Raw genomic sequence first — 13,771 nt, 5'->3', positions numbered from 1 at the left:
TTTTCAATCAAAAAGCAGGCAACGCAATATCCGCGTAATTATCCTCAAGGAACTTCTTCACTTCCGGGCCGCTGATCGCCTTAGCCAGCTTCTGGATCGCCTCGGAATCCTTGTTGTCCTCACGGGCAACGAGCGTGATCGTAAATGCGGAATCCTCACCTTCGGTGATCAGCGCATCCTTCTTGGGGGTCAGGCCGAGCGGGCTGGCATACGCCGGAGTCATTGCCACCAGGTCCGCATCATCCAGCATCCGGGCCAGCATCAGCAGATCGACCTCTTCGAACTTAAAGTTCCTCGTATTGGCGGTAATGTCCGCCTGGGTCGCCTGGATGCCTACCCTTTCCTTCAGGGTAATCAATCCGGCATCGGCGAACATTTGCAGGGAGCGTCCGATATTCGAAGGATCATTCGCCATTACGAGGGTTGCTCCATCAGGCAGTTCATCAATGCTCTTATAGCGTTTGGAGTAACCGCCATAGATGGCATCATATACTGGCTGAACAGCTACCAGGCTTGAACCTTTGCTGGCATTGAACTGTTCCATGTAAGGCACATGCTGGAAGAAGTTCGCGTCCACCTCTTTGTTCGCCAGCGCTTCGTTCGGCTGCACATTATCGGACAGCACCACAACCTCCATATCCACGCCTTCTTCCTTCAGGATCGGCTTCACAATATCAAGGATATCCGTCATCGGCGGAATCAGCGAGGCTACCTTGATCTTCACAGGTTCAGTGCTGGTGGCAGCCGGTGTCTCTTCTGCTTCCTTGTTGTTTCCGCAGCCCGCAAGTGCGAGTACCAATACGAGCAGTGTTAATCCGAAGGCAGCTTTCATTCTTGTTCCGGTTCTCTTAACCGTTCCGTATCCTGCAGTCATCGTCTTCTTCATTGTTATCTCCAGCCCCCATTGTTATATAGTTTCTCAGCGTTTATCCAGCAGTCTTGCCAGTGTACTTCCCGTGAACTGAATCAATTGCACCAGCACAATCATGACGAGAATGGCGTAGATCATCACTTCTGTCTCGAAGCGCTGATATCCGTAGCGGATCGCGAAATCGCCAACCCCGCCGCCGCCGACCACACCCATTACTGTTGAAAAAGAAATGAAGCTGATCGTAGAAGCTGTCAATCCCAGCACCAGTCCGGATCGGGCCTCCACATACAGAAACTTAAAGATCACTCCCAGCCTCGATGCCCCCATGGATAATGCCGCTTCTATGGTTCCTCTGGGAACCTCCAGCAGAGATTGCTCCACCAGCCGTGAATAATAGGCAATAGCGACAATAGACAGCGGCACCGTTGCCGCCAGCGTGCCAATCGCCGTTCCCACCACCAGGCGGGTGAACGGAATCAGAGCTACTACCAGCAGCAGGAACGGAAACGAACGCACCACATTTACAATGCTGTTCAGTATGAGAGACAAGCTTCTGTTCTCATACAATTGGCCTTTGCGGCAAAAATACAGCAGTGTCCCCAGCGGAAGCCCCAGTAGCAGCGCAGCCCCCACGGAGATTCCGACCATCACAAAGGTCTCTCCGATCGACTGCCACATCTGATCCTGATACTTCAGCATGCTCTCAAACATAGGGTTCCCCCGTTCTTCCCGTAATTCTCTCCCGGTAGGAGCCCGAATGGCTCCCCGGCGGAAGAAAGCCGGCCTCATCCCGGGAAAAGAAATCAACCATCCGCCCGCTCTCCATTACAGATACCTCTGAGCAGATGCTCCGGACGACATCCAGCTCATGGGTAACTATAACGACAGTAACACCGAGCGAATCATTGATGTGGCGGAGCACACCCAGGATATCCGCCGTGGTGCCCGGATCAAGCGCGGAGGTCGGCTCATCGCACAGCAGCAGCTTCGGGTTGTTCGCCAGCGCCCGGGCAATCGCTACCCGCTGGCGCTGGCCGCCGCTGAGCTGCGCCGGATAGTGATTAGCTTTGTCCGCAAGCCCGACAAACTGCAGACATTCCTGCACCCGCTTTATCCGCCCGGCACGCGGCACTCCGGCAAGCTCCAGCGGAATCGCCACATTGCGGCTGACGGTGGCATTGCCGACAAGATTGAACTGCTGAAAGATCATGCCGATTCTTTGCCGCTGCTGCCGCAGCTCCTTGTCCGGCAGCTCAGTAAGCAGCTTGCCGTCTACAGTAACCGTTCCCATATCAGGCCGCTCCAGCAGATTGATCAGCCGCAGGAGTGTAGATTTGCCGGCACCGCTTGCCCCGATAATACCGTGAATAGCACCCGTCTTCACTTCAAGCGATACATTGTCCACAGCAGTATAAGGGCCGTCCTTCAGAGCGAAGCTTTTGCTAACCTGACTCAGTGATAGAATATGAAGCCCTCCTTAATAGACTGCCTGGACTACAGCGCTCCACCTTCGGCTGTATTGTACTATAATTATTTAAAATCTGTTTCATTAAAAATCTCTTTAAATAATAAGGCATTTCTTCCGCTGTGTCATCATTTTTCTCAAAATGATTTATAAGCGCTCCGGAAGGGATACCCATTATAAGGATGCCCCCGGGCCGTTTGGGATTATTCTTGTATATACGCCAAAAAGGATGCGGCCCTAATAGGACCCCATCCTTTTTGGCTATTTCACAAGAAAAATCTCCTCCGCTCAGCGGTTCCCCGGCACAATCCGGTTATACGCAGGCTTCGGCTGATGCTTCTCATCGAACAGAAACGGCCAGTTCTTCCGTCCCCGGACCGGGAAATCATCCAGCCAGGTATAGTCATCCGCTGCTCCCCAGAAGGTGACAGAGGAGATGACCTCGCGGTATTCCTTCAGCAGCCGGAACACGGCTTCATACCGCTCCGCCTGCAGCTCAAGCAGTTCCGCAGGAGGAGCCTTAAGATCCGTTCGCCTGTCATCGAAGCGGAACAGCGACAGATCAAGCTCCGTAAGCTGCAGCTGAAGACCGAGCGAAGCATATTTCTCAATCGCTTCCCTGATTTCATCCAGGCCCGGATCATACAGATTCCAGTGGGCCTGCAAGCCGACGCCGTGCACCGGCACCTCCCGGTCAATCAGGGATTTCATGAGCGTGTAAATTTTATCCCGCTTCTGCGGGTCGGATTCATTATAGTCATTGTAGAAGAGCAGCGCCTGCGGGTCCGCTGCATGCGCGTACCGGAACGCTTCGGCAATGAAGTCCGGTCCGGCGATCTCCAGCCATTTGGAGGGGCGCAGCAGTTCACTGCCTTCATCGGCAATAGCTTCATTGACCACATCCCAAGCGTAGATATCTCCCCGGTAACGCCCGACCACGGTCTCAATATGACTTTTGAGCCGGGCCAGCAGTGTATTCTTGTCTACAATGCCGTGCGTTTTGTCCTCAAACAGCCAATCGGTTGTCTGATTATGCCATACGAGGGTATGCCCGCGCATCGCCATGCCATGCTTCCGGGCAAAGGCAACCAGCGTATCCGCCTCTCCGAAACGATAGATCTCCTCTGCCGGATGCAGACTCTCAAACTTCATCTCATTCTCGGCAGTAATGCTGTTGAAATGATAAGCCAGCAGCTTTTCCTGTGAACTGGCCGTCCGCGGATTGACCGCTGCGCCGATCTTGAAATCATCAGCGAACACCAGCTTCAGTGCAGGTTCCTTGAAGTCCAGGCTTTCTCTCACGGCTAACAACACTCCTTATTCACATTAGTCGGATCAGGCAAAGCAAGCGCCGTTCCGGCCGCCTATTCCTTCACACTTCCGACATTCAAGCCCACTACAAAGTACTTCTGCATAAACGGATACACCAGCAGGATAGGCACAGAGGCCACGACTGTGATAGCTGCCCGTATAGAGAGCGGTGTCACCATCGCTCTTGCCGAATTCTGATCCATCCCCACCCCATTCTGTACGGTTGGGTTGCCGTTGGAATTCATCGTTGAGGATAGCAGCTTCATCAGCTCATATTGCAGCGTACTGAGATTCTGTCTGGATGAGGTATAGATAAAGGCATCGAACCAGGAGTTCCACGCGCCGACAGCCACAAACAGTGCGATGGTAGCCAGTACCGGCTTGCAGAGCGGAAACACCACCCGCATGAATATTCTGAAATCCCCGGCGCCGTCGATCTTCGCCGATTCCAGGAGGCTCTCCGGAATGGTTCCGATATAGGTACGGATGACGATCATATTGAATGCGCTGATCATGGACGGGAAAATATACACCCAGAAGCTGTTTAACAGATGCAGATCCTTGATCAGGAAATAGTTCGGGATCAGACCCGCGCTGAAATACATCGTAAGCACAAAGATAACAGTAATCGGCTGGCGGAATACATATTCCCTGCGGCTTAAGGTGTATGCAAGCATGGTGGTCAGAAAAATATTAAGTATCGTAGAAATCACTGTACGGGCTACTGAAACCAGGAAAGCGTCAAAAATAGTTCCCGTGGCAAAAATCGCCCTGTAATTCTGAAAAGTCCATTCTCTCGGCCATAAGTAAATACCGCCGCGGATCGTATCGTTCCCTTCATTAAACGAAACAGCTATCGTGTTGATGAATGGATATAATGTCACAACCACCAGACAGACCATAAAGAGCGTATTGAAGGAAGTGAACAGAATCGGCTCAAGCCTTCCGGTGCCTAGACTCCTTTTCACCGTATAGCCTGCTTTTGGCCCAGGGCTAATTTGTCGGTTATCCATCATTATAACAACCTCTCTTCCCCAAGCCGCTTGGAAATTCCATTAGCCATAAGCAGCAAGGTTACACTGACAACTGTTTTGAAAATCCCGCCCGCAGTGGCGAGTGAATAATTCCCTTGGGCAAGCCCGTATTTAAGCACGAAGATATCTATCGTCTCCGCCCAGTCCACTACCAGCCCGTTGCCGAGCAGATACTGCACTTCAAAGCCTGCTTCCAGGACATGTCCTATGGACATAATCATCAGAATTACGATCGTTGCTTTGATACCAGGCAGGGTTACAAACATCATCTTCTTGTAACGGTTAGCACCGTCAATTTCGGCAGCTTCATAAAGGGCCGGGTCAATGGAGGCAATGGCCGCCAGATAAATAATGGTATTCCAGCCCACTTCCTTCCACACATGCGAAGCCCCTACGATTCCCCAGAAGTACTTTCCCTCACTGAGCCATAGAATCGGCTCTTTAATCAGATGCAGCTTCATCAGAACGATATTTACAATCCCGTCGTTAATGGAGAGCGAGGTGGCCACAATGCCGGTAACGATAATCCAGGACAGGAAGTGGGGCAGGTAAGAGATTGTCTGCACGGTCCTTTTCCAGAAGACCTTCTTGATTTCATTCAGCAGCAGCGCAAGCACGATGGCTGTAACAAAACCGAGAATCAGATTGATAAGCCCCATCGCCAGCGTGTTGCGCAGTACACGAATGAAGTTATCATCTGTAAACAGAAACCTGAATTGCTTGAGTCCCACCCATTCCTGTTCACCGAAGGACTTCGCCGGCTTGTAATTCTGAAAGGCCATGGTCCAGCCCCAAACGGGAACATAGGCAAAAAGAATAATGTAGAGCATCAAAGGCACAGACATCCAAATAAGCTGATTCTGGTTTTTGATCAAACGCCAGGTAATCGGCTTTTTTTTCTTCTTTCGGTTCTTCTTCGGATGCCGGACGACAGTATCTATTTCTAGGGTCTCATCCATATTCGTTGTCTCCTACTCCATGAAATTAATTTAGCAAGTGGAAGGCCCTGATCGGCCCTCCACCTTCTGATCCCGGAAACAGCGTTCCGTTATTTACTCCAGTTCTCAATTCTCCACTTAATCTGCTCATTGATCTTGTCTTCATATGCCTTCACATTAGCCTTTTCGATCTGTCCGGTGTAATCGGTCCATACGGAATCGAAATCTGCCGGGTCGGCAAGGATGGCTTTAGGCAGGAACTTGGTCTGCAGTTCATTCAGCTTGGTACTGGCTATTTTGGCATCCGATCCTTCAATTAAGTCGATGGACCAGGCAGGATAATAGACCGGGTTGGCAGGTGGTTCACTGAAGAAGTCCACGTAAGAGTCAAAGCCATAGGCATCAAGCACTTCCTTGTCAAAAGGCTTCAGACCCGCTTTGTATTCTTCCGGCTGTGCAGCAGCATCCGTTGAGTTGCCGTCACTGAAGCTTCCTTCGGTTTTGGGCAGGTAATCAAACATCGCTTTGGCTTTATTGGCCAGCTGCCAGGTGGCATCGGCTGCATTGTCACGCTGCTCCTGGGTTCTCATAAATCTGCCGTTCTCCACGATATAATCTTCGCCTTCCACACCCCAGGAGAACGTTTTCTGCCAGTCTTCCTGGATCAGAGTGTCGAGCAGCTTGATGATCTGTACGGCATTTTTGGCATTGATGCTGATACCGAAGCCGTTGTTAAGGTTAAGGACGGCAAGATCGCGGTAGTAGTCTTTGGTCGACTCGTCGTATACGAGCGGAAGACCGACATAGGTGCGTTCAATTTTACCTTGGGTAGTCAGAGAATCCTCAGCAGCGTTGAAGTTCCAGTGCTGGTCGAACATCCCCAGAACGGTTCCGCTGGACAGCTTTGCCATATACTGGTCATAATTCTGTACAAAGGTCTCTTTATCAATCAGACCCTTCTGGTTGATTTCATTCAGCTTCTGGTAGTATTGCTTCGCATAATCTTTGTTTGCAAACACTTCAGCTACGCCGTCATTGACAACGACACCGCCATCATTTGGATGGCCGATCAGATGCTGCGGCGCATTGAACAGACCCCAGTTTTTCCAGTCATAGTTCAGGATTTCGAACCCGATCGTCGGGCTTCCGTCGATTTTAGGATATTTCGCCTTATACTGCTCAATCAGGTCAAAGTATTGGTCCAGTGTCTTCACCTGCGGATAATTGAATTCCTTGAGGACAGCTTTTTGAATCCAGAAGGCAGGTCCCGAATACCAGGAGCTGTTGACCTTACCATTGTACACACCGTAGTTAGGCAGGATATAAATATGGCCGTCGTTCGGGTCCTTCATCATGTTCCAATATTCGGCATAATGCGCTTTCAAATTTGGCGCATGCTCTTCAATCAGGTCTTCCAGCGGAATATAAGCCCCTGCTGCTGTAAGCTTGGTATTCCCGGTCATGAGGTCCGGGTAATCCTGGCCGGCAATCATAACGCCCAGCTTCTGGTTAATGTCACCAGCCAGGAATTCCATATCGAAGCTGGCTCCGGTTTCTTCCTTGATCTTCTTGTAAATTTTGTTGTCCGGTGTCGGCTGTTGTCCAGCTGCACCAATGAATACGCTTACCTTAAAGGGTTCTATCTTTCCTTCTGTGTTAGCTGAAGCAGTTCCTGCCGCAGTTGTCTCTTCAGCTTTGCCCGCAGTATTGTTGTTGTTGCCCCCGCAGCCGGATAGCGTAAAGCTTAGGGATAACAGAACAATCAGGGAAAACTTGTACATCGCTTTCGACTTGCCCCCCATAAAGCACCTCCATAATGTGTTGGTCTTTAATTTGTAAGCACTTACATATATGAATTATAGAGGTGATCCGACTGCTAAAATACGACCGAATTAAAGATATACCCCCATAAAAGTTTAGAACTTTGCATGGCGGTACTCATTCGGACCCATGTGCATCTCCTTTTCGAACCGTTTCAAAAACTGGCCGTAATTGACATAACCTACACGTTCAGCTATCTCCGAGAGCTTCAGCTTGCTGCCGCGCAGCAGAACCGCCGCCTCCTGAATCCGCAGCTGATGCAGCTGCTCATTGAAGGTCATGCCGTTCTTCTTAATCAGCAATTGCCCCAGATAGACGGGATGCAGGAAGAAGACCTCTGCCAGCTTCTGAATGCTCAGACTCTCCTGAAAATGCGCACTGATATACTCGTTAATCTCCTGCACAATGCCATGCGACTTTTGATTCTGCTCACGCATCAGGAGATCAATTGCCATTTCACCGCATAATAATAAGCGGCTAAGCAGTTCATCCAGCGGGATCATGGCCTGCTGGATCTCCGCGATTCCAGACCCTGCCGCCCCCTGCTCCCCGCCTCCGTCCTCCGCCCCGGGCGCGAGCTCGGTGATCCGGTACATGAGATGAATCACAATTTTCCGAACCACCTCCGGCGCCACCTGCTGTGCACGGAAGCTGCGGTCCGCTTCCTCCAGCGCTCTGCGGTAACTGTCCGCATCGAGCAGATTAACAGAATCAAGCAGGGCATCCATCAGCCGGATATGGTCATAATGATAGCTGAAGGAATGGCCCTGTATCCCGCGGTAAGCCAGAATCCCGGCATACTCAGGATTATAGAAAAAATGCTGCAAAGCCTCTTTGGCACTGCGGTAACTCTCCGCAATCCCCGGCAGGGAGTCCTCAGGGGCTCCAATGGCCATATATATCTGTCCGCTGCCGTATTCCTGCCGGAGGATATTCAGCCCCTCTTCTATGGTGCCGCCTTCAGGTCTGTCTGCCGGCATACCGTATACAATCCCGAGTATGCCCGCCTCCAGATCCATCATCACCATGGCCGGATAGGCGGCCAGCAGGGCAGCCGCCCTTCCCCGCAGCTCTGCATACAGCTCCGGGACAGTCTGAATCAGACAAAGATTCCAGATGCCGACCCCCTGAAAGCCAGGCAGGCGATCCAGCAGCTCCTGAAGCTCCGGGTCTGCTTTTTTCCCGTACAGCAGTCCTCTGATCAAGGCCACCGCCTCTTCTTCAGAGGCAATCTCATGAATCATTCTGCGGTTCGCTTCCTGTTCCAGCTCCTGATGAATTTCCCGCAATTCCTCAGCAGCCTCCTCCGGAAAGACCGGCTTCAGCAGATAATGGCTGATTCCGTAGCTGATGGCCGTCCGGGCATATTCAAATTCACTGTAGCCGCTCAGAATCACGAACTTGGGTCTGCCGGCCTCCTGCTCTTGCCAGGCCTCTATCATCTCCAAACCATTCATGAGCGGCATGTTCACATCTGTAATCACCAGGTCCGGCTCCAGCAGCTTCATCAGCCGCAGCCCCTCCCGGCCGTTGCCGCAGGTTCCGCACAGCTCGAAGCCGAGTTCCTCCCAATCAATCCACAGCTGCATACCTTCAATGGCGCTCGGCTCATCATCAATTAATAATACTTTGTATTTCATTGGTTACACCTCGCCTTCCAAGGGATGATTCATCTCCAGCAGCCTGAGCGGAATGCCGAAGGTGACTAAGGTCCCCAGACCCGGTGTGCTGGATATCTCGAAGCGCACCTGATCGGCATAATATAGCTCCAGCCTGCGGTAGACGTTGCGGATTCCGATATTGGCCCCGGAGGAGTCCTCCTTGCGGATGGCAAACAGCAGCTCTTTAAGCTTATCCGGCTCTATGCCTTTGCCGTTATCCGATACGCTAATCTGCAGCCTGTTATCCAGCACTGCCGTGCTCACCCGGATAATGCCAAGCCCTTCAATCGTCTGCAATCCATGCTTGCAGGAGTTCTCGACCAGCGGCTGCATGCTCAGCTTCGGAATTTTATATTTCAGTGACTGCTCATCAATCTCAAAAACATAGTCGAATTTATCCCTGAACCTGAATTTCTCGATTTTGAGATACATCTCGATGAATGTGATCTCCTCCTGCACCGACACCAGGTCTTCCTTCCAGCTGAGCAGCCTGCGCAGCAGCTTCGACAGGCTTTTCACAATATCCGTTACATCGGAATACTTGTTCTTGGTGCAGACCACCAGAATCGCATTCAGCGTATTGAACAGAAAATGGGGGTTCATCTGGCTCTGCAGGAAGTTCAGCTCCGCCCTGACGCGCTCCATCTCCAGATTCTTGCTCTGGATCTCCAGCTTATACACATCGTTGATCAGCGAGTGGATTCTGGAGGTCATCCGGTTGAAATTGCGGATTAAGCCGCCGATCTCATCCCGTCCCTCATCGATGGTGATCAGCTCAAACTTCTCGTTTGACACCTTTTGCATATGACGGGACAGGCGTTTCACCCGGTAATTGTAAGAGCGCAGCATAATATAGATGAATCCGCTGGTCAGCAGCGTAAGCGTTGTTGCCAGCGCAGCCGCGTATAGACGTATATCCAGAATCGCCTGGGAAATCCGCTCACCCTGGGTGATTCCGGCAATTCTCCAGCCTTTGAGATAGTTGGCCGTACCCACAGGTACTATCCGAACATCCTCCTCCTGACCTTGACCGTTACCCAGCTGATCGAATAAGGGATAGGGCTCTTTGGTGAGCCGCTGATAGCCGCTGTCCGCTGACATGACAATCTTGTTCTGCTCATTGATGAGGTAGAGGCTTAAGTAATCCTTCTCCCGGACAATAATGTCGTAGATCTCATTAAGATCCAGATCAATGCGCAGCACCTTCTCATACTTATTCAAATTTCTGTAATTATCCATCGTTTCTACCACACTTAGCGTAGGGATTGACGATGCCAGATTCTTGTTCTCACTCGTCCGGTAGGCGGTCACAAACACCTGGGTACTCGCATTCTTCGCCTGTCTATACCAGTCGCTGGCCCATACCTTGTCATTCATGACCTGGTAATTCCCGCCGGATACAATGGTGCGGTTGTCTGTGTAGATGCTGATCCGCTCCAGCTGGTTGTTAACAGGCATGTAGCTGTTCATCCGGTCCCTCAGCTGTTCGTCGAACATATTATAGAATTCTATAGAGTCCGTGTAGGTGCGGTCCAGCATCTCGTACAGATTCTTATCCGTAGACAATGCATATCCGACGGAGACCCCCCCTTCGATGAAATCAAGAATATCCTTGCGCGCCCGCTCCAGGGAAATCTCCAGGTTCTGCTGTTCTCTGGATTTGATAAGATCCGTAATCCGGTCCAGAAATACAAGATTAAGCACCATTATAGGCAGAAGTACACCGACAATATAAATCAGGTAGAACTTATAATTGAGCGGGATATCGTTAACAATCGTCGTGAATTTGAATCTTTTTCTCCACATGCCTTATGCACCCGGCTTTCTCAGAGCTGCTTGTTCTTATTGGCATTCTTGTAGACTGAAGGTGAAGAACCAACCCTCCCCTTGAACTTGTCGATAAAATAATCCGTATTCGAAAAGCCCACCTGCAGTGCAATATCCGATATCTTGAGCTGGGTGCGCTTAAGCAGGCCCTTGGCCGCTTCAATCCGCTTCTCATTCAGATAATCGCTGAAGCTCCGGCCCGTTTCCTTACGGAACAGCTGGCCCAAATAGGCCGAGTTCATATGAAACTGCTTGGCAATATCCTGAAGCTGCAGCTTGCTCCGGAATTCAAGATCCACGTACTGAATGACATTATAGATCGTGTTCCCTTCATTATCCGCCCGTAATTCAGCCAGATAAGCCGCTGCCTGCAGGCAGAGCTTGTCCACATACAGACTCAGCCTGTAATAATCCGCGAGCCCGCCCAGATTGCCATACTCCGTCCGCATCGCGTTCATGATTCGGTCGGGATCTCCCTGCATTTCAGCGATGCTACGGCATAAGGTCATCTCCAGATGAGCCACCTCGGCCTGGGCAGCATCGATCTTCAGCGGCTTGGCCGTAATGGCAGCGAACGCTTCCCTGACACAACTCAGAATCTGCCCGGTCTCGCCTGCCTTGACCTTCTCCAGCACACAGGTGAAGTGCCCTTCAGCTAATTCCAGGGACTGGCCCTTTGCTCCCAGGTCGTTATAGTAGAAGATTCCGCCCTTCTCCCTGCGGTACTTCAATCCCCAGACCTCAAGGCTCTGTGTGTACAATTCCTGGATGGAGCGCGCCCCTTTCCGCTTGCCGCTGATCAGTACGGCCACAGGAACGCCAAGCTTCTCCGACTGTGCCTTCTGCACCTGGGCGGCGGCTGCCTCAATGGCTTCGGAGGACATCCCCGCACACCGCACAATAAGACCCGGCCTGCCCGCAGGGTCCTGAAAGACATAGCCAAGCTCACCCGGGAATCCTTCCCCATTCCCTTCATTCAGGCTCATTGCGCTTGATACAGCAGCAGCAAGGATGCACTGCAGCTCCGTCTCAGGCTGAAGGTCCATCAGCCTATCCGCTGCGCGCTCCAGCTCTTCGCTCCATTCCCCCTGAATGAACCGGTTGATCAGATTATGGACCAGGAAGTTTTGCTTCTTGCGGCCCTCCTCTCTGGAAGCGATTTCATTTTGGATGATAGCTTTGATCTTCAAGAGCAGCGCCCCGATCTCCTCATCATCGACCGGCTTCAGCAGATAGCCATCCACCTTCTGGCGCAGCGCAGTGCGGGCATAATTGAAATCGTCATATCCGCTCAGAATAACGAATCTGGGCGGGTGGTCCATCACTTCCTTCACGGCAGCAATCAGCTCGAGTCCGTTCATTACGGGAAGGTTGATATCCGTAAGCAGCAGGTCCGGCTTATGCTCCTGAATTAACCGGAGGGCCTCCACAGCGCTAAGCGCTTCGGCGCATACTTCGTAACCGGATTTCTCCCAGTCGACCATCGTCCTAAGTCCTTCAAGAACCCACGGTTCATCGTCAACAATCATGACTTTCAGCATGAGCCTCGCTCCAATCCCCGAATCTAAATTTTGTCAGCCAATGAATTACAAATAATGCTAACATACAAGTTCAATGATGTGAATTACAACTTAATCAGATACCCGAGTCACATAAAGTAACATTGGTCATTTACTTTTTGCGGATATTCTCTATAATTAGGGTTAATTTCATTGATTATCCGGCATTATCTCACACAGGGAAGTGATATTCTTGATGGTAAACAGTCTTCTATCCTCCAACGAATTCAAGAAGCGCCTCTCCCGCTGCTACAATGAAGTGCATAGGGAACTGTATGGGGTGGGTGTCACACAGCTGAGAATTGATGCCGCCGGCGAATCGATGATCCTCTTTCTGGTGAAGCATCAGCGGGTAACTGCACTGCGGGCGCTGGAAGAGAACTATCCCGAGCTGAAGCAATCGGTGGATGCTGCGCTACATCAAGAGTTCAAGCGGATCTTCCGGAAGAAGCTGGCCGATGAACTGGATCTGCCCGTCACCGGTGTACTCCGGGATTATGATCCGGGTACAGGCTGGGCCAGCACTATTATTATCAGTGAATAACAAGTAGAAGCGGCGGCGTCCGGATTGTATTCTGGGTGCGCTGATTAGGCCTAAGGTTTGCCCGAATTCTGTTTACAGACTGAAGGAAGCCGTTGATTAGAGGGATACCCCTCTAGTTCAGCGGCTTCTTTTCATTTCAAAAGGAGCTTACGCCATGAAAATTATCGTCGGCATTACCGGAGCCAGCGGCTCCATTTACGCTTATTCCCTGATCCGCAGCCTGCATCAGCTTGGGGCTGAAACCTATGTCATCGCCACAGGTGCCGGAGAGAATGTGATGAAATATGAGTGCGGTGCGGATATGCAGGAATTGGCCGGGTATGCCACTGTGCTGTCCAATACGGATCTGTTCGCACCCGTGGCCAGCGGATCCTTCAAGACTGACGGGATGGTCATCATCCCCTGTTCAATGAATACGCTGGGAGCTATCGCTAACGGCATGGGAGATACCCTGCTTAGCCGGGCAGCCAGCGTAGTACTTAAGGAGAAGCGGCGGCTGATTATCGTTCCGCGCGAAACCCCGCTCCATGTAATTCATCTGGAGAATATGCTGCGGATTGCCCGGGCGGGGGCGCATATCATGCCGGCTTCGCCGGGCTTTTACAATCATCCGACCGAGATCTGGGAGCTGGTGAACTTCATGAATGCCCGCGTCCTCGACGCACTCGGGATTGACCATCAGCTGATGAAGCGCTGGGGGGAATCTTAGGAGGGCTGTGCCGGCCTTCTGCCGAGAACAG

General features: G+C 51.4%; 12 protein-coding genes. 2 read left to right on the top strand and 10 right to left on the bottom strand.

The genetic code is table 11. The annotated features are described in order from the left end of the window. Nucleotides 1–7: 7 nt before the first annotated feature. From GC101_RS35275 to GC101_RS35230, 10 genes are all read right to left on the bottom strand, one after another. A complete protein-coding gene (locus GC101_RS35275; RefSeq protein WP_171721131.1) occupies nucleotides 8–832 on the bottom strand; it encodes a MetQ/NlpA family ABC transporter substrate-binding protein in 825 nt (274 codons plus the stop codon). 87 nt (nucleotides 833–919) lie between these two features. Continuing rightward, the gene (locus GC101_RS35270) at nucleotides 920–1,582 is read right to left on the bottom strand and encodes a methionine ABC transporter permease (RefSeq protein WP_039307317.1); all 663 of its coding nucleotides are present in this window, start codon (nucleotides 1,580–1,582) and stop codon (nucleotides 920–922) included. Then, nucleotides 1,575–2,336 carry an ATP-binding cassette domain-containing protein gene (locus GC101_RS35265; RefSeq protein ID WP_171721130.1) on the bottom strand — a complete coding sequence of 254 codons (762 nt, stop codon included), beginning with the start codon at nucleotides 2,334–2,336 and terminating at the stop codon, nucleotides 1,575–1,577. Before GC101_RS35265 ends, GC101_RS35270 begins: the two co-directional genes overlap by 8 nt. A gap of 288 nt (nucleotides 2,337–2,624) precedes the next feature. Further along, entirely contained in the window at nucleotides 2,625–3,638 is a 1,014-nt protein-coding gene (locus GC101_RS35260; RefSeq protein WP_171721079.1) for an endo-1,4-beta-xylanase, read from the bottom strand. A 62-nt stretch (nucleotides 3,639–3,700) separates the two neighbouring features. Further along, nucleotides 3,701–4,660, bottom strand: coding sequence for a carbohydrate ABC transporter permease (locus GC101_RS35255; RefSeq protein ID WP_081970570.1), 960 nt, complete (start codon nucleotides 4,658–4,660; stop codon nucleotides 3,701–3,703). A 2-nt stretch (nucleotides 4,661–4,662) separates the two neighbouring features. Then, complete coding sequence (locus GC101_RS35250) at nucleotides 4,663–5,640, bottom strand: ABC transporter permease (RefSeq protein ID WP_171721078.1); 978 nt, start codon at nucleotides 5,638–5,640, stop codon at nucleotides 4,663–4,665. A gap of 89 nt (nucleotides 5,641–5,729) precedes the next feature. Then, the gene (locus tag GC101_RS35245; protein WP_076247735.1) at nucleotides 5,730–7,421 is read right to left on the bottom strand and encodes a type 2 periplasmic-binding domain-containing protein; all 1,692 of its coding nucleotides are present in this window, start codon (nucleotides 7,419–7,421) and stop codon (nucleotides 5,730–5,732) included. Between the two features lie 114 nt (nucleotides 7,422–7,535). Then, nucleotides 7,536–9,080, bottom strand: a complete 1,545-nt coding sequence (locus GC101_RS35240; protein ID WP_171721077.1) for a response regulator — start codon at nucleotides 9,078–9,080, stop codon at nucleotides 7,536–7,538. Nucleotides 9,081–9,083: 3 nt separating this feature from the next. Next, nucleotides 9,084–10,907 (bottom strand): cache domain-containing sensor histidine kinase, encoded by a 1,824-nt coding sequence (locus GC101_RS35235; protein WP_171721076.1) that lies wholly within the window; start codon nucleotides 10,905–10,907, stop codon nucleotides 9,084–9,086. Nucleotides 10,908–10,927: 20 nt separating this feature from the next. After that, nucleotides 10,928–12,469: a response regulator gene (locus tag GC101_RS35230; protein ID WP_171721075.1), complete on the bottom strand. Its 1,542-nt coding sequence runs from the start codon at nucleotides 12,467–12,469 to the stop codon at nucleotides 10,928–10,930. A 211-nt stretch (nucleotides 12,470–12,680) separates the two neighbouring features. Here GC101_RS35230 and GC101_RS35225 point away from each other — a divergent pair, with 211 nt between their 5' ends. Both GC101_RS35225 and GC101_RS35220 read left to right on the top strand, forming a co-directional pair. Beyond that, nucleotides 12,681–13,031, top strand: coding sequence for a DUF2294 domain-containing protein (locus GC101_RS35225; protein WP_171721073.1), 351 nt, complete (start codon nucleotides 12,681–12,683; stop codon nucleotides 13,029–13,031). A 154-nt stretch (nucleotides 13,032–13,185) separates the two neighbouring features. Beyond that, nucleotides 13,186–13,740 (top strand): UbiX family flavin prenyltransferase, encoded by a 555-nt coding sequence (locus GC101_RS35220; RefSeq protein WP_171721072.1) that lies wholly within the window; start codon nucleotides 13,186–13,188, stop codon nucleotides 13,738–13,740. Nucleotides 13,741–13,771 lie beyond the last annotated feature (31 nt).

Source organism: Paenibacillus phytohabitans, assembly GCF_013141775.1.
GTDB classification, from domain to species: domain Bacteria; phylum Bacillota; class Bacilli; order Paenibacillales; family Paenibacillaceae; genus Paenibacillus_AQ; species Paenibacillus_AQ phytohabitans.
The sequence above is the reverse complement of the archived record's forward strand: the minus strand, read 5'-3'. Positions and strand labels throughout refer to the sequence as shown.

Bases quoted from the DNA above. Each gene is read 5' to 3' on its own strand.
- GC101_RS35245 (WP_076247735.1), bottom strand. From the start codon at position 7,421: ATGGGGGGCAAGTCGAAAGCGATGTACAAGTTTTCCCTGATTGTTCTG.
- GC101_RS35270 (WP_039307317.1), bottom strand. From the start codon at position 1,582: ATGTTTGAGAGCATGCTGAAGTATCAGGATCAGATGTGGCAGTCGATC.
- GC101_RS35275 (WP_171721131.1), bottom strand. From the start codon at position 832: ATGAAAGCTGCCTTCGGATTAACACTGCTCGTATTGGTACTCGCACTT.
- GC101_RS35250 (WP_171721078.1), bottom strand. From the start codon at position 5,640: ATGGATGAGACCCTAGAAATAGATACTGTCGTCCGGCATCCGAAGAAG.
- GC101_RS35230 (WP_171721075.1), bottom strand. From the start codon at position 12,469: ATGCTGAAAGTCATGATTGTTGACGATGAACCGTGGGTTCTTGAAGGA.
- GC101_RS35240 (WP_171721077.1), bottom strand. From the start codon at position 9,080: ATGAAATACAAAGTATTATTAATTGATGATGAGCCGAGCGCCATTGAA.
- GC101_RS35255 (WP_081970570.1), bottom strand. From the start codon at position 4,660: ATGGATAACCGACAAATTAGCCCTGGGCCAAAAGCAGGCTATACGGTG.
- GC101_RS35220 (WP_171721072.1), top strand. From the start codon at position 13,186: ATGAAAATTATCGTCGGCATTACCGGAGCCAGCGGCTCCATTTACGCT.
- GC101_RS35235 (WP_171721076.1), bottom strand. From the start codon at position 10,907: ATGTGGAGAAAAAGATTCAAATTCACGACGATTGTTAACGATATCCCG.